Origin of the sequence: Paracoccus sp. (in: a-proteobacteria) (genome assembly GCF_030538755.1) — a bacterium.
Classification (GTDB): Bacteria; Pseudomonadota; Alphaproteobacteria; order Rhodobacterales; family Rhodobacteraceae; genus Paracoccus.
In genome coordinates this window covers 22,245-37,662 of sequence record NZ_JAUNTJ010000008.1, presented here as the reverse complement: position 1 = coordinate 37,662, position 15,418 = coordinate 22,245, and the positions used below count along the sequence as shown (strand labels likewise).

Below are 15,418 nucleotides of genomic sequence, written 5' to 3'. Positions count from 1 at the left end.
GCGTGTCGGTCAGGTGTCGCGTTCGATAACGAAACGCGCCAGTTCGCGCAAGTTTCCTGCGTTTTCACCATAGGGTGACAGCGCGGCCACCGCCTGATCGGCCAGGGCCGCCGCGCGGTCGCGCGCGCCATCCAGCCCCAGCAGCGATACGAAGGTGGCCTTGCCTGCGGCGTCGTCCTTGCCCACGCGCTTGCCGGTGGCGGCCTCGTTTCCGGTGACATCCAGAATGTCATCGGCAATCTGAAACGCCAGCCCAAGCGCCTGCGCATAGGCCGACAGCGGTGCCGGATCAGCATCCGCAATCAGCGGCCCGGCGGTGGCGGCGAATTCGATCAGCGCGCCGGTCTTGCCGCTTTGCAGCAGGATGATCGCATCCAGATCCAGCGGTTCGGGCGCGGTTTCGGCGGCAATATCCAGCGCCTGCCCCCAGACCATGCCCTGCGCCCCGGCGGCACGGGCCAGCGCAGCGACCAGCGCCAGCCGGGCGGCATCGGGACCGATGGCCGGGGCGGTCAGCAGATCGAAGGCCAGCGTTTGCAGGGCGTCACCGGCCAGAATCGCCGTCGCCTCGGACCATGTGACATGCACGGTCGGCTGGCCCCGGCGCAGGTCGTCATCATCCATCGCGGGCAGATCGTCATGGACCAGCGAATAGGCGTGCAGCGCCTCGACAGCGGCGGCCACCGGCAGGGCTGCCGCATCGGAAACCCCGTGCAGCCGCGCCGATTCCATCACCAGAAACGCCCGCAGCCGCTTGCCGCCCTGTGCGGCATAGGCCATGGCATCGCGCAATTCGCCCGGCGGCAGCGCCATGATGGCAAGGTCCAGCGCCGCCTGAACCTGCGCCGCAACATCGGCCAGCCGGTCGTGCATCACAGCCCCTCGGCCGGGGTGGTGCCGGTCGGCTCGCCCGATTGCGACAGGGTGATCTTGTCCACCCGTTCCTGCGCCGCCTTCAGCCGCGCCTCGCAATGGGCGCGCAGGGCGGCCCCGCGTTCATACAGCGCGATGGATTCGTCCAGGCTGGCCTCGCCCTGTTCCAGTTTGCCGACCACCTGTTCAAGTTCTTTCATCGCGTCCTCGAACGACAGCGCGCTTAGATCGGTCATCGGGAAAACTCCTGCAAAATCTGGACATGAGCGCGGGCGGAACGGCCAAGCGCGGGCAGATCATAACCGCCCTCAAGGCAGGATACCACCGGCGCGCCCGCCGCTACCGCAGCGGTGCAGATGGCGCGGGTGATGGCGGCGAAATCGCCCTCGTGCCAGTTCAGTTCCGCCAGAGGATCATCGGCATGGGCATCAAAGCCGGCGGAAATCAGCACCAGTTCGGGGTGATGCGCCTCCATCCGGCGCAGGATCGCATCCCACGCCTGCCGCGCCGTTGCGCCATCCGATCCGGGCGGCAGCGGCACGTTGAGGATCTGGCCATGCGCCCCGCGCGCCGTCGCCGCCCCGGTGCCCGGATAAAGCGGCATCTGATGGGTCGAGGCAAAAAACGCCCGCGCCTCGTCCCACAACAGATCCTGCGTGCCATTGCCGTGGTGAACGTCGAAATCCAGCACGGCCACGCGCGACAGCCCGTGGTGATCCAGCGCCCGCCGCGCGGCAATCGCCACGGTGCCGAACAGGCAGAACCCCATTGCAGTGGCGGTTTCCGCATGGTGCCCCGGCGGGCGCATGGCGACAAAGGCATTGCCCGCCGCCCCCGACAGCACCGCATCCACCGCCGCATTCGCCCCGCCCACGGCCCGCAGCGCAGCGTCGAGACTGCCCGGCGACAGATGCGTGTCGGCATCCAGCGTCGCGCTGCCGGAATCGGGCAGACCGGCGCGTAACTGCTCAAGATAACGGGCGGGGTGACAGCGCAGAACCTCGGATTCGTCGGCCAAGGGGGCCTCGTGCCGGTCAAGGTCCAGATCGGCCAGCGCATCCAGCACAGCGGCCAGACGCGCCACCTGTTCGGGATGGCCGGGCGGGGTGACATGCCCGTCGGCGGCAGGATGCGTGAACAGCGCGGTCGTCATTCCGCCACCCCGGCCACCACGGCAGATCGCGCCCGCGTATCCACACCCAGTTGAAAGACATCCGGGCGGGCATAATGGCCGGTCACATCGAAATCGAACTTGCCCCGGATCGCGTCATCGGCATCCACCTCGGCGCAGATCAGCCCGGTGCTACTGTAATCCGGCCCGGCCAGAACCTGCCCCAAAGACCCGATGATGGCGCTGCCACCCCGGATCAGCACCGTGTCGGGATCATCGCCAAGCGCGCATTCGTGATCGTCGGGATAGGCTGCGCGGGTGATGCGCGGGCAGGCGGTCAGCACAAAGCAGCGCCCCTCCATCGCGATATGCTGCATCGTCGGCAGCCAGCTGTCGCGGTCATCGACGGTTGGCGCACAGTAAAACAGCACACCCTGCGCATACATATGCATCCGCAAGGCCGGCATATAGTTTTCCCAGCAGATCACCGCACCAACCGTGCCGAAATCCGCCTTGACCGCCGCCATGGTGGACCCGTCGCCATAGCCCCAGATCAGCCGCTCGGCCGCCGTTGGCATCAGCTTGCGATGCTTGCCCACCAGCCCGCGCGCGCCGTCGATATACAGGGCCGTGCAATACAGCGTGCCGCCATCGCGCTCGATCACACCGATGACCGCAAACACCCCGGTCTCAGTGCAGGCGTCCAGCAAAAGCGCCACCTCTGGCCCGTCCAGATCAACCGCCGCCCGGTAATAGCGCAAGAACGCCTCGCGCCCCTCGGGCTTGCGCAGGCCGACAGGGGCACCAAAGCTGGCCCCCTTGGGATAGCCGCCCAGAAAAGCCTCGGGGAATACGACCAGCCGCACATCCTGCGCCCCGGCCTCGCGCACGGCATCCGCCGCCTGTTGCGCCGCCACCATCGCATCGGCAGGCGCGCCCGGTAATTGCGCCACCGCCACCTTGATCTTGCCCAAACTCTCCCCCTCCATCTTTGGTCCGATAAATATCCCACGGGGGTCCGGGGGTGTGAAACCCCCGGTCCTACGCGATCAGCCGGGCGCTATCATGGCCCGTTATCAGCACATCCATCAATGCCCCCTCACGCATATCGCGATCAAAAGCGACCTCGGCGAATTGTTCGGTGCGGCCAAGACGCGGGCCCTCGGTCAGCACCCGCCGGGTCTGCCCGACCTGCGCCCCCAGATGCGCCGCCAGCGCGGCATCGCCCACGGCCCGCAGCCGCGCCGCGCGGTCCTTGATCGCAGCGCCCGGCACCGCAGGCATCCGCGCCGCAGGGGTGCCCTTGCGCGCTGAATAGGGGAACACGTGCAGGAACGTCAGCCCGCAGTCCTCCACCAGCCGGACCGAGTTTTCGAACATCGCCTCGGTCTCGGTCGGAAAGCCGGCGATGATGTCGGCGCCGAACACGATGTCGGGGCGCAAGACCCGCGCTTCTTCGCAGAACCGGATGGCATCGTCGCGCAGATGGCGGCGCTTCATCCGCTTCAGGATCATGTCATCGCCCGCCTGCAAGGACAGGTGCAGATGCGGCATCAGACGAGGCTCGGTCGCGATGGCCAGCATCAGGTTCTCATCGGCCTCGATACTGTCGATGCTGGAAATCCGCAGGCGCGGCAGGTCGGGCACCAGCCGCAGGATGCGCATGACCAGATCGCCAAGGCGCGGCTCACCCGGCAGATCCGCGCCCCAGGAGGTCAGGTCAACCCCGGTCAGCACCACTTCGTTAAAGCCGCGCCCGACCAGCCGCTTGATCTGTTCGACCACCACCCCCGCCGGAACGCTGCGCGAATTGCCGCGCCCATAGGGGATGATGCAAAAGGTGCAGCGGTGATCGCAGCCGTTCTGCACCTGCACATAGGCGCGGTGCCGCCCGAATCCGTCGATCAGATGGCCCGCCGTTTCGCGCACCGACATGATGTCATCGACCTGCACCTTTTCCGTCTGACCGATGAAATCCGCCGCCCCCATACCGGCCCCCATACCGGCCCATGTCTCGGGCTGCATCTTTTCGTGATTGCCGATGACGCGCGTCACCTCGGGCATGGCGGCAAAGGTTTCAGGCTCGGTCTGTGCCGCGCAGCCGGTGACGATGACCGGCGCGCCGGGGTTTTCGCGCGCCAGACGGCGGATTTCCTGCCGCGCCTTGCGCACCGCCTCGGCGGTGACGGCGCAGGTGTTCACCACCACCGCCCCCGACAGCCCGGCCGATTCGGCCATCTCGCGCATCGCCTCGGTCTCATAGGCGTTCAGGCGGCAACCCAGCGTGGCAAAAACCGGCGGCTTATCCATGGGCCAGCCATTCCGGGGTCAGAGTGCCGCGAAACACCTCGGACGTGGGGCCTTCCATCCAGACGCCATCGTCGCGCCAGTCGATCAACAGCCGCCCGCCCGGCACGTTCACGTTGACGCACCGCCCCGTCAGCCCGCGCCGCGCCGCCGCCACCGCAGCCGCGCAGGAACAGGTGCCCGACGCCAGCGTGACCCCGGTGCCGCGTTCCCAGATGCGCAGGATGATCTGATCGTCCGAGACCACCTCGACCACCTCGACATTGGTGCGTTCGGGATACAGCGGGTGATGTTCGTGCATCGGCCCGAACCGTTCGAGATCGACGATACCCGCATCGGGCACGAAAAAGGTCATATGCGGGTTGCCCATGCTGGTGGCGACCGGATCGCCGGTGATCGGCAGATGGTCGATGTCCACATCCTGCGCCAAGGGAATCGCCCGCCAGTCCAGCACCGGCGCGCCCATATTCACCCGCGTCAGCCCGCCGCCCGCATCCTCGGCCTGCAAGACGGCATGATCGGTGCGCAGCGCCAGCCGCGCGGCCCCCGATTCGTCCATCAGCAGCCGCGCAATGCAGCGCGTCGCATTGCCACACGCCCCCGAGCGCGATCCATCGGCGTTCCAGAACACCAGCCGCGCATCGGCCATATCATCGTTCTGAATCGTCGCCATCTGGTCAAAGCCCACGCCCCGATGCCGGTCGGCGATCCGCGCAACCAGTTCCGGCGCGGGCGCATCCAGCCCCCCGCGCAGGTCGATCACCACGAAATCATTGCCCAACCCGTGCATCTTGATGAAGGGCAGGCCAGCTGTGTTCTGTTCTGTCATGCCCGCCGATATAGGCCCGCCGCAATGATTCCACCAGAAGGGTGATTTTTCCCCTTGACCCCGCCCCCGCCCCCGCCTATTCAGCGCCCCTGTCGTGGGCCCGTAGCTCAGTTGGTAGAGCAACTGACTTTTAATCAGTGGGTCACAGGTTCGAATCCTGTCGGGCTCACCAAGGTTTTCAATGACTTAAGGCCGCGCACCAAGCGCGGCCTTTTGCTTTGGGGCACACCGGGGGCACACCGTGACGAAAAACGGACGCGATGAACCTAACTGGATTGCCCCAAAACAGGGTAAGAATGGGCAGCTTTTGCCCGTTCCGCTCATTCCCCCCGGCAGGTTTGCAGCCCCTTCATCCGCCCCGGCGCGCACTGGCGGGGCATTGGCACCGCCGGAATGGCCCCCCCCCTCATTGCGGCCAGATCACCCCTGAACCCAATGTATCTTTAGGCGGTGGGTTGTCAGGCATCTTGACGCGCGGTTCCGGTTCCCGATCACCCCATATCATTGCTTCCAGCCGGTTGCGTTGCGCGGCTATTTCATTGGCCTCCATGGGGCGAAAGAAATTGCCAAGGAACGCAAAGAACCGGGCGGGCCCTTCGCCCGCCGTGAACGCCTGCCCGCCCTCTGGCGGCATGTCGTAATAATGGGCCAGATACATCAGCGCCACCGAATCCAGATCGAAAGACACGTCACCGACCAGCACATCAGCCAGAGATAACTTTTTGGAAAGGGGCGTATCATATCGGGGGACGCCCCGCCGAACCTGCCGAACAACCTGCATCCGGGCACGGTTAAACGCTGACCGCAGCGGCTCCATTTCCACTTTTGCCGCAGCTATGGACGCATCAAAATCGGGCAAGGTTTGTTCAGCGGCATAGATGCGCCCGCCGATCTCTGCCACCGCTGCCCGGCGCTCTTGCGGCTTGCGCGGGTTCGCGTCACCGCCCTGCACATCGGCTTCAAACTCCGCAACATAGGCGGCTTTTGCCTCTGCCAAATCAGCCTTAGCCTTGGCAATATCATCTGCCACCGCCGCCCGCGCGGCTTTCAGGCGGTCCAGCTTGGCCCGTTGCGCCGCCAAGGCGTCATAGGCTTCATACATGGCTTGCCGCAGGTCTTGCGGTATCTCTGCTATCGTTAAGCTGATTTCCGTCATGCCCGCCCCCTATGCAAAGCTGTCCACCAGCCGAACGCCCGAACCGGCAAAGCCGTGAGACTTTTCCACCGGGCTTTCCAGCGCCTCGGAAACCGCTTCCTTCACGGCTTGCTTGATTTCATTCCGCATCAGATCAAGAAATTGTTCTTCCGTCAGCGGTCGTTGATTTTTCTGGATGCAGGCCATCTATTTTCCTTTCCGGTTTCTGTCACAGGGTTGCGGCGGGCTGGCGGCTATACGGTCGCACCCCTTCCACTTCCCCTAATTCTTCGTAGGTCTTGAAACGCTGCCCGCAGACGGTGCAGCGGCGATAGCGGCGGATGAACACGCCTTCATTGATACTTCCATAAACCCGCGTCTTTCCGCCGCACTTAGCACAACCGGCCATCACGTTCCCCTTTCGATACGACAGCGACATCTTAGGCGCGGGCGCAAAGCTTCCATATCCAGAAGGTGGGGGATGTTTCCGAATGTTGAAAATCGCAATTACTTCCGGTTTCGGAATACCGCGCCCCCGGAACGGAAACAATTCGCACAACCTAAAGGCGATTATCCACAGGAAGGGCAATCCGCAATTTTCCATTCCGCCCCCCCCTTCATCGCGCCGCATGGCGGACACATCGCCATCTGACCGCCTAAAAGGTGTGTTGCATATTCGCCGCATATGGTGCCAAAAAGCAACACTAACCGCCGCCCGCTGTCGCTTTTCGCATCGCGTATAAGGCTATGCCTGCAAAAAAACGTAAGGCCGTAAGGCGGGCATCTAACCATCTGACCCATAAAGAAAAAGTCCCTTACGTCTCCTGTTTTTTGACGTGTAAGGTCGCGTAAGGCGCGTAAGGAAAGGGTCAGTATTGCTTACCCGACTTACGCGCCTTACGCGTTCCTTACGTTTTTTTCAGCAAAAACGTAAGGGAACTTTCCATTGTAATTCATATGCTTAAGTTCAGTTTTAAGCCATCCTTACGGCCTTACGTTTTTTTGCAGGCTTTCTTACGCGCACGCGTCACGGCGGGGATGCCGGATCAGGCGCTTATTTGGCACAAAAAAAGCGGGCAACTGCCCGCACAGCGCCCGCAACCACAACCCTTCCTTGTGGGTCAATCCAGATCAAACAACCCGTCGCCCACGGGATACAGCCTGACCGTGCATCGCTCGGATGGCACCCAAATGCCAACCGCCGCTGCCCCATCCAGCCCGACTAACAAGCCGTCAGCAGCCATGCCCTTCACGCTGACCTTAAAATTCAGGCCCCCTAACAGTTCACGCAGCGGCGACACTAAAAAGAAATACTCATAGCGCCGCCCTGACGGGCTACCGCCAGCTTGTTCACGGCGGAAGCCGCTGCGCACCGGGATGGGATGCAAAGGGGTGCCGTCAAAGTCTTGAAACCGGCTTGCCCCGTATTGGTCGATAAATGCCCGAACCCGGCGCGCGGCCTGATAGGCTTCTGCCGATCCTGCGCCCCCGCGCGCCCGAATCCATGCTTCAAAGCAGATCATCACCGCCCGGTCTATTTCGCCGCGCGTGAAGGGCAAAATGCCATAGTGTGACGCCAGCGCCCCAGCGGTTGCCGTAATGGCAAATCTATGAGCAACCCGGTCAACGGCGGCAGAAGCCCCTTCACGCGCCATCAGGGCCCGAATCCGGCGGATATTATCATGAACCTTTCCGGTTATGAGTTCTCTATCTGGAACCAGCTTTTCCAGATAGGCCCGCGCGGGTGCGCCGTAGTGTTGTGCGACAGCGCCCTTGAAATGTTCCGCCATTGCCGCAGGCGAAGCAAAGTTGTTCAGCGATTCATAAATCCCCATGCCCGCGCCAGCATCGGCCGGGATTTCGACAAAGCGCGCCTCTTGGCCATCTTTCAGCACGAAAGCGCCCCGGCCCTCTGCCAGCTTTTCAAGCATCCCGATTTCGCCGCTAGACAGCGCATTGATGCGCCATTCCGCCGCCGCGCGGGCGGTTCCGCCCCTGTCCATCCGCGCCTTTCCAGCGCCTTGCGCCAGCATATAGGTTGCCCTTTGGGCCGCGCCCGCCTCTGACTGCCCCAATTCGTCAAGGCAGATCAGCGCATCAGAATAGGCCAGAGCCTTACTTTCCAGCGCGTTATCTGTGGCCCGCCACGTTTCACGGAACCCATGCAGCCCGCCACCGCCCCAAAAGGAACCTGCAATGGCAAGCAATGTGCTTTTCCCGATGGACGATGGCCCGCTAAAGTGAAACACGCCACCTTCCCCACCGATCAGGCGCAACAGCGGTCCTACACAGGCAGCAGACAGCGCAAACACAAGGCGGCTATTGCCCCGGCAGGGTTCAGCAACCTGATCCTTCCATGCCGCCAGTGTGCCCTTGACCTGATAGGGGTTTCGCGCGCCATCCGCCGCCGGGTTATGATAAATCACCGCAGGCGCGACCAGATCATTGCTAAAGCTGGCATCCGGCAGCACGAAGGCCCCGGTTTCTTCATGCCAGCCCGTGCGTTCCGCAACCGTGATTTGCCGATCTGGATGCGCTTCCATCAGGTAATCAAGCAGCCTGTCCCGCAGCCGCGCCCCGGCGGGCAGGGTTGCCCCAAGTGATGAAAGCACCCGGAACACGCCAGCCCGCGCGCCTTCCGCAATATCCGCCGCCGTCAGGATCGTTCTATTTCGCTGTCCGGTGGGACTTATCACGCAAACCATGCGCCCCCACCCCTTGCCGTTACCGTCTTGTGTGATCGCCTCGACATGAATTGGCGTGGACAGGCGCACCACATCCTGAACCGCATCGCCGTCCTTATTGGTGCGTTCGGCGGTATAGAACACACCCTTTCCGTTCACATGGAACGGCCAGCCTTCGCCGTTCAGCAGCCGGGCCGGGGGTTCATCACCAAATGGCTGCCCGCCAGCCAGCACCCGGCGCACAGCTTCAATCCCCGCCGCGCGGTGCAGATCGTTAAAATCCTGCCCCGGATCAGGTGGGATCACGACCGAGACAGCATAGCCAACGCGCGTCAGCGCCGCCGCCCGTGCCTCTGCCGCATCCCGGCCCGCGCGGTCATGGTCAGCGGCGATAATGATGCGCGGCGCATGGTCAAGGACGGGCGCAATCCCGCCCGGCGCGCCGCCGCCCCCCGCGCCGGGCGCGACATCATCCCGGCCATGGTCCTGCGCGGCACCGGGCGGGATTTCACCTGCCTGCGCCGGGGGCGGCAGCACAACGGCCTTTATGCCGCCCGCGCTTAGCGCCGCCCATACCGGCCCGATTCCCGCAGCGGCCAGAGAAAGCCCGGTTTCTATCCCTTCGCACAGGATCAGCGGGCCAACCGTATCGCCCGCACCAGACAGGCGCACCGCGCCGCCGGAAACCGGGCCAAGCATCATCTTTGCGTCATGGCCTTCCGCCGTCAGCTTGCCGCCATCCGCCGCCAGAAAGGTGCGATGCACGGCCGTGACTTCATCCCCCGGCCAGACGGTAACGCCGCCGATCATGGCCGGGATTTTTTGCTTAAGCCCGCCGTGCCAGCAATCCGCTGCGCAGCGGATGAACGCTTGCCCGGCGGCAGACAGGTCGCGGCCCGTCAGATAGGTTTCCGCCACCGTGCCCATGACCGGGCGCGCGCCGCGCCAGATTTCCGCCGCCTTATCCTTCGCCCATTTTTCCTTGTCGCGCCGGGCCGTTGCCTGCCTTTCCCGGCGGGCAGCCTGTTCCGCGCGGGTGATTTCCGGCACATCTGCACCCGGACATTCCCGGCGCAGCCATTCCACCGCCGCCGCACCTGTCAGCCCGGTTTCGCGGCGGATCAGGTCATAAGCGCCGCCGCTGTCCCCGGTTTTCCAATCCGTGAACACGCCCTTTTCCACATTAACCGAGAACGCCCCCTTATTCCCCCATCGCCAATCTTTTCCGCCACCGTGCTTTTCATCCGGTCCCCCGAACAAGGAGCGCGCCACGTCAGGCATTAAAGCTTCCCAGTCTATCCGGGTGTTATTTTCGTATCCCATTGCTTTACCTCATATTCCCGGCCTGCCAGCGGCGGCGGGAATTATTCCGAGCGGCCATGACAGCACATCCCGGCGGCGTTGCGCCCGGTGGAACCGTCATGCCATTGACCCAGTGAAAGACTGACCCAAGGGGCGCGCGGGCAAGCCCGCGCTTCTCAAGCCGCGCAAGCGCGGCAAGTCCCTTTTTGGGTCAGATCATGCTTTCGTCATCATTCGCAGCAATCCCGGCAAGTCGCAGAATGTCTTTGCGTGTGCTTTCGACAATTGGGCGCAAGCCCATTTCCATGTCACCCGCCATCATGATTTTCATTGCCAGCCCGCGCGCTGACATAGCCGGGATTTTCGCGGCATCATTCGCCATGCCATCCATCAGCGTGTGTATCCAATCTTCCGCATCTTCGCCCAAATTGCTGTCACGGCACCCAACCCGCGCCACGTTCCAGTAACCGAACATATCAAACAGACGCGCATCGGAACGGGCTGCTTCAATCACCCGGCGCGCATCACGAATGGCGCTTTCCATCAGCTTTGTTTCAGGTGGTATGCCTTCCCCGTCCATCACCAACTTGATCGACAGATCAATGAGATCAGCCGCCGGGATTTTTGCCGCAGCGGCGCAAAGCTCACGTTCGCGCGGCCAAAGCAACTGTTCTTCCCATTCCGGTGTTTCTGGATCATTCAGACGGCGGTGCACCGCGCCCCATTGGTCGAAAATGCCGGTCAGTGTGCTTGGTGTTTTGGTGGTGCTGTTCAGATCAGACATAGCTTGCCCCTTGTGTTTCAGTGTGAAACCCGCCCGACATGGTGAGAAATTGGCGGGCCGGACGAACGGGGTTCTCACTACCGCACACAAGGAAGCGGCCCGCTTGCGCGGCCCCGGACGCCCGACCCATAGGCGCAGGACATGCCTGCGAATATAGCAAAGCCGCGCGAAAATGGCGCGGCTTGCAGCGCCTTGTGTTCATGCGGGGTGAGAATCCCGGCACAGCCTTTTTCGCCGCGCTATCCACGGGAACCCCCGTGGATAGGCTGATTCTGGTGTCAGGCACGGCCCCGGTCAAGGGGCTTTCGCATGACCCAAGGCAGAAATTACCGCTTTTTCTTACCGCAGAAGGGCTTTTTATGTGATAATATAACATCCCTAGCGCCCCCGGTTCATCAGCACCGCACGGGCAGGCAGGTTGTCCAGCGCCGGAATAGGCCCGCAACCCGGTTCTTCCCCGTGCCACAGCCGCACAAGCGCCGCGCGCGTGGTGCAGTAGTGCAAAGAACGCCAGCGCCTGTGACCAGCTTTAGAACACCTCTGACGCTGCACAATCCATTGCAGCCCTTGCGGGCAGATAATGACCCTATGACGACCACGCCGGAAAACCTCACCGGCATAATCGTCGCTTTCTTCCCGCCAGATCGCGCGCGGAATGACTTTGCCTTCATCATCAAGCATCGCCGCGCCCCTCCGTGTAAGGCATGGTGGAAGTGTGGTGTTTTCCATCCACGAAAGCGGCCAGCGCCGCAGATGTATAGCGCACGGCGCGCCCCAGCTTGACGAATGCCGGGCCTTCACCCGTAACCCGCCAGCGGTTCAGTGTGGTGGCAGACAGTTTCAGCCGTTCGGCAGCTTGCCTAACGGTCAGCAGTTCGGTGGCTTCCATACGCCCCGGTTCCTTATCCACGGGACGGCGGCGCAAAATCCTGCCCGTTGCGGAACCTGTCCGCGCGCGGGGACGGAACAAAATCCCGCCCGTTGCCGAAACACGTCCGCGCCCGTGAAAATCCCTTGCAATTTCGGGGACTTTCAGGGCAGGCTAACCGCAAGGCCGGGTGCAATCGGCCTAGCGGCCAAGCGCCGCCGTCACTTTGACGTTCAAGGGGCGGGTGGCTTTCGTTTTCCAGACAGCGCCACCCGTCCCGGCTATTTACTGACAACTTGCGCCATCAGCGTGAACATTAAGACAACTTGCGGGCAATTTGTCTAGCCCTTCAAATCTCTGTTTTCATTCCAGTTTATTGTGTTCCGCGTTAATCGCCGGTTTGTCTGACGTTTAACGTTCCAGAATTGACGATAAACCGTATCATCGTGCTGGCGGCATCGGTAAGCTACAGCGGTATTTAAGATCGGTAATATTCTTCGCCGTGCCCATAAGCCCGAATCACCCCCCCCGTGTTGCGGATCATTCGCGCCCCCGGATAGGCACAACCGTGCCACCCCGCGCCGTATCACCGGCAATCATCCGTTCTACGTCATTGACCAGCTTGCGTGCAGGATCGTCCCTGACATGTGCATAACGCTGAGTTGTGGACGCCTGACTATGCCCAAGCTGACCGCCCACCAGCCGCAGAGACACGCCGGTTTCAACCGCGACAGACGCCCAATTGTGCCGCAGGTCATGGAGGCGCAGGGAAGGCAAGCCCGCGTGTGTTCGGATCGCATCCCACGCCCCCTTAATGTCCACCAGATGCGCCCCCGGCTTTTCGCCCGCAATCACGAATGGGTTGCCCGCCACACGCGGGGCCGCATCCAGCAGCCGCCGCGCCATCGGGCCGATGGGTATGACCTTGGCCCCCGTCTTGCTGTCAGGCAGAACCAGCCGCCCCCGCTCTCGGTCAACATAATCCCACCGCAACGACAGTATTTCCCCCCGCCGCGCCCCGGTCAGCAGGATCAGACGGACGGCAAAGACAGCAGCGCGCGCAACCCGGCGTGTTGCCCCGCTTGGCATGGTCAGACACCCGGCAGCTTCCGCAATATCAAGGGTTGCGCCAAGGGCGGCGGCTTCATCAGGTGACAGCACACGTTCGCGCTTGCGCTCTGGAAAGCGCGTCACGTCACGGCAGGGGTTCGTTCCCCGTTCCCGAACCCGCCACCTTTCCGCCAGCCCGAACGCCTTGGACAGCAGAGCAAGAACCCGGTTCGCAAGGTATGGCGTTGCCCGGCGCGCAAGGTGCAGGCGTTCAATATCTGCCGGGGAAACATCGCTGACCTTCATTGACCCAATGGCCGGAATAATCCTGTTGGCAATGTGCAGCCGATCTTCCGCAACCGACCGTGGTTTCTTGTGCGCCTCCGCATGGTCAGACAGATAGCGCGCCATCAACTCCGCAACGGTCGGATTTGCCCGCCACTTAGATTTGTCCCCCGCCGGATCGCCGCCTTGCGTCACCTCTGCCGCCAGCGACTGCGCGCGCTTTCGCGCCGCGTCCAGCGTGATTGCCCCCACCTTGCCAATGGTCGCTTTCCGCATTTTCGCGCCACGCCCGCCGCCAACGCGATACCGGAACGCATAAGACGCCCCGCTTTCACTGACCCGCAGGACAAGCCCCGCCGTGCCCGTATCGGTCCAATCCACACGCCCCCCCCCGGTGCGCCCTGACGATACGTTCAACAGCGGCTTTCGTCAGCTTGCAAGTTCGGCTTTGCTTGTCGCTTTCGGGCATCTTTTTTCCTCTGGGGCACACCGGGGGCACACCGCAGAGACAATTAGAGATATGACGCGACAATGCAAGGCTATATATTATGCTGTAAAATCAATGTGTCAGGAAAGGCAAGACAACTCAAGATAAGCCAAGAGGACAGTATGAAACTGACTTTTAATCAGTGGGTCACAGGTTCGAATCCTGTCGGGCTCACCATTTTTCAGATTGCTGATCTCAGAGAGATTTGATCTTTGGGGATGATATTTTTCCTTTCATACGAAGGTATGTGCCCTTTCCGCAGCAGCAGCCGTTCGTGATGGGCACAGCGAAGAACAGCTTCGAGCCCTAAGCCGTATGTCTTACTGCTGTTCGAGAAAGCGCCCCGCATGTGTCACGCTGAGCAAGTCGGGTCAGGCTCGATGATAGCCCCCTTACCCGACTGAAGCACGCTTTTGCCTGCACCTTTGAGGGGTAATCTTCCCCGTTTTGAGGGGGCGCGACCGTAGGATTTACACGGCCATTTTCAGCTTCATGGCGGGTGTGACGCCGCCGATGCCCATGTTGGGGCGTTCGTTGTTGTAGGTCCATAGCCATTCGGTGGCGATCTGCTGCACCTCCTCGATGGTTTCAAAGATGTAGAGGTCCAGCCATTCATGCCGGACCGTCCGGTTGTATCGCTCGACATAGGCGTTCTGCTGTGGCTTGCCGGGCTGGATGTAGGTCAGGGCGATGCCCTGCTTCTCGGCCCAGGTCATGAGCGTGGAACTGACATATTCGGGGCCGTTATCGGCCCTGATCGCCAATGGCTTGCCGCGCCATTCGATGATCTGGTTCAGGGACCGGACAACCCGCTCCGCTGGCAGCGAGAAATCGACCTCGATGCCCAGCCCCTCGCGGTTGAAGTCGTCCAGCACGTTCAGCAGCCGGAATTGCCGCGCCCGTCGGCTGGTGGTCATGGCTGGCGCACAGCCTGCCGCGCGATGCCGAGGACGGGGGCGGGCTGATGGTGGCGGTGATCCAGCTTGCCATCACCCTTGGCGCGACGGCGGGCGGGCTGCTGTTTGACGCGGGCGGCCATAGCAGCGCCTTTGCCGCCAGCGCGGTGATCTTGGTGGCGGCGGCAGCGGGGGCCGCGCTGACCGCCCGCATCGCGCGGGGGTAAGGGGGCAGGCGCAATTCATATCAGCCCAATATAAGACCATTCGCGATTTAGCCGCTTATCGCCATGCCGCGCGGCCTCTATCTTGTCCGCAACGCAACCCGCGATAAAGGGCCGACAATGACCGATCTTGAAACCCGCATCCGCAATCTGGAAGATCACGCCGCGCTCAAGGCGCTGGTGGATCGCTTTTCCAACCTTGCCGACGACAAACAGGTGCATGAGCAGACCTTTCTGTTCACCGAGGACGCCACCGTTCAGACATGGTTCGGCGACACCGCCCTGCCGCCCCTGAATGGCCGGGCCGAGATCGAGGCAAGCTGGACGCCCTTTCTGGCCGGCTTCGACACGGTTTACCACATGAACGGCCAGTTCACCGCGCAGGTGGATGGCGACACGGCCACCGCCACCCATTACTGCACGGTCGAGCTGATCGGCGGCCCGGATGGCCAAAAGACCCGCAATTCCAACGGCGTGATCTATCATGACCAATACCGCCGCGTGAAGGACGAATGGCTGATAACCCGACGCGAGGCGCGCTTCACATGGCGTGATGTTCACCCCTATGCCGCGGCGTGAGGTC

The 15,418-nt window shown here is 62.6% G+C and carries 16 protein-coding genes, 1 tRNA gene and 1 pseudogene; 3 read left to right on the top strand and 15 right to left on the bottom strand.

The window, feature by feature from the left end; all coding sequences use genetic code 11:
• Positions 1–9: 9 nt before the first annotated feature.
• The 6 genes from Q4G14_RS06810 to dapF are packed head-to-tail and all read right to left on the bottom strand — an operon-like array spanning position 10 to position 5,120.
• Positions 10–873: a polyprenyl synthetase family protein gene (locus Q4G14_RS06810; protein WP_303360981.1), complete on the bottom strand. Its 864-nt coding sequence runs from the start codon at positions 871–873 to the stop codon at positions 10–12.
• Positions 873–1,109 carry an exodeoxyribonuclease VII small subunit gene (locus tag Q4G14_RS06805; protein ID WP_303360980.1) on the bottom strand — a complete coding sequence of 79 codons (237 nt, stop codon included), beginning with the start codon at positions 1,107–1,109 and terminating at the stop codon, positions 873–875. Before Q4G14_RS06805 ends, Q4G14_RS06810 begins: the two co-directional genes overlap by 1 nt.
• A complete protein-coding gene (locus Q4G14_RS06800) occupies positions 1,106–2,026 on the bottom strand; it encodes a histone deacetylase family protein (RefSeq protein ID WP_303360979.1) in 921 nt (306 codons plus the stop codon). Before Q4G14_RS06800 ends, Q4G14_RS06805 begins: the two co-directional genes overlap by 4 nt.
• Positions 2,023–2,973: a carbon-nitrogen hydrolase family protein gene (locus Q4G14_RS06795; protein ID WP_303360978.1), complete on the bottom strand. Its 951-nt coding sequence runs from the start codon at positions 2,971–2,973 to the stop codon at positions 2,023–2,025. Before Q4G14_RS06795 ends, Q4G14_RS06800 begins: the two co-directional genes overlap by 4 nt.
• Positions 2,974–3,025: 52 nt before the next feature.
• Complete coding sequence (mtaB, locus tag Q4G14_RS06790; protein WP_303360977.1) at positions 3,026–4,294, bottom strand: tRNA (N(6)-L-threonylcarbamoyladenosine(37)-C(2))-methylthiotransferase MtaB; 1,269 nt, start codon at positions 4,292–4,294, stop codon at positions 3,026–3,028.
• On the bottom strand, positions 4,287–5,120 hold the full coding sequence (gene dapF / locus Q4G14_RS06785; RefSeq protein WP_303360976.1) for a diaminopimelate epimerase: 834 nt from the start codon (positions 5,118–5,120) through the stop codon (positions 4,287–4,289). The genes mtaB and dapF overlap by 8 nt, the downstream gene beginning before the upstream one ends.
• A 96-nt stretch (positions 5,121–5,216) precedes the next feature.
• Here dapF and Q4G14_RS06780 point away from each other — a divergent pair.
• A tRNA-Lys gene (locus tag Q4G14_RS06780) sits at positions 5,217–5,292 on the top strand.
• 234 nt (positions 5,293–5,526) lie between these two features.
• Here the strand turns inward: Q4G14_RS06780 and Q4G14_RS06775 are convergent.
• The 9 genes and pseudogenes from Q4G14_RS06775 to Q4G14_RS06735 all read right to left on the bottom strand — a co-directional run.
• The gene (locus tag Q4G14_RS06775; RefSeq protein WP_303360975.1) at positions 5,527–6,276 is read right to left on the bottom strand and encodes a hypothetical protein; all 750 of its coding nucleotides are present in this window, start codon (positions 6,274–6,276) and stop codon (positions 5,527–5,529) included.
• A 9-nt stretch (positions 6,277–6,285) separates the two neighbouring features.
• On the bottom strand, positions 6,286–6,462 hold the full coding sequence (locus Q4G14_RS06770; RefSeq protein ID WP_303360974.1) for a hypothetical protein: 177 nt from the start codon (positions 6,460–6,462) through the stop codon (positions 6,286–6,288).
• 22 nt (positions 6,463–6,484) lie between these two features.
• Positions 6,485–6,859: a hypothetical protein gene (locus tag Q4G14_RS06765; protein ID WP_303360973.1), complete on the bottom strand. Its 375-nt coding sequence runs from the start codon at positions 6,857–6,859 to the stop codon at positions 6,485–6,487.
• A 517-nt stretch (positions 6,860–7,376) separates the two neighbouring features.
• On the bottom strand, positions 7,377–10,109 hold the full coding sequence (locus Q4G14_RS06760) for a TOPRIM and DUF927 domain-containing protein (protein WP_303360972.1): 2,733 nt from the start codon (positions 10,107–10,109) through the stop codon (positions 7,377–7,379).
• A gap of 343 nt (positions 10,110–10,452) precedes the next feature.
• A complete protein-coding gene (locus Q4G14_RS06755) occupies positions 10,453–11,025 on the bottom strand; it encodes a hypothetical protein (RefSeq protein WP_303360971.1) in 573 nt (190 codons plus the stop codon).
• A gap of 378 nt (positions 11,026–11,403) precedes the next feature.
• On the bottom strand, positions 11,404–11,706 hold the full coding sequence (locus tag Q4G14_RS06750; RefSeq protein WP_303360970.1) for a hypothetical protein: 303 nt from the start codon (positions 11,704–11,706) through the stop codon (positions 11,404–11,406).
• A complete protein-coding gene (locus Q4G14_RS06745) occupies positions 11,699–11,914 on the bottom strand; it encodes an AlpA family transcriptional regulator (protein ID WP_303360969.1) in 216 nt (71 codons plus the stop codon). The genes Q4G14_RS06750 and Q4G14_RS06745 overlap by 8 nt, the downstream gene beginning before the upstream one ends.
• Positions 11,915–12,433: 519 nt before the next feature.
• Positions 12,434–13,609 carry a site-specific integrase gene (locus tag Q4G14_RS06740; RefSeq protein ID WP_303360968.1) on the bottom strand — a complete coding sequence of 392 codons (1,176 nt, stop codon included), beginning with the start codon at positions 13,607–13,609 and terminating at the stop codon, positions 12,434–12,436.
• A gap of 576 nt (positions 13,610–14,185) precedes the next feature.
• Positions 14,186–14,611, bottom strand: a pseudogene (locus Q4G14_RS06735) (integrase core domain-containing protein); the annotation flags it as partial.
• A gap of 68 nt (positions 14,612–14,679) precedes the next feature.
• On the opposite strand from Q4G14_RS06735, the gene Q4G14_RS06730 reads away from it, so the two are divergent.
• Positions 14,680–14,838, top strand: a complete 159-nt coding sequence (locus tag Q4G14_RS06730) for a hypothetical protein (RefSeq protein ID WP_303360967.1) — start codon at positions 14,680–14,682, stop codon at positions 14,836–14,838.
• Between the two features lie 117 nt (positions 14,839–14,955).
• Positions 14,956–15,414, top strand: a complete 459-nt coding sequence (locus Q4G14_RS06725) for a nuclear transport factor 2 family protein (protein ID WP_303360966.1) — start codon at positions 14,956–14,958, stop codon at positions 15,412–15,414.
• Positions 15,415–15,418: the final 4 nt, after the last annotated feature.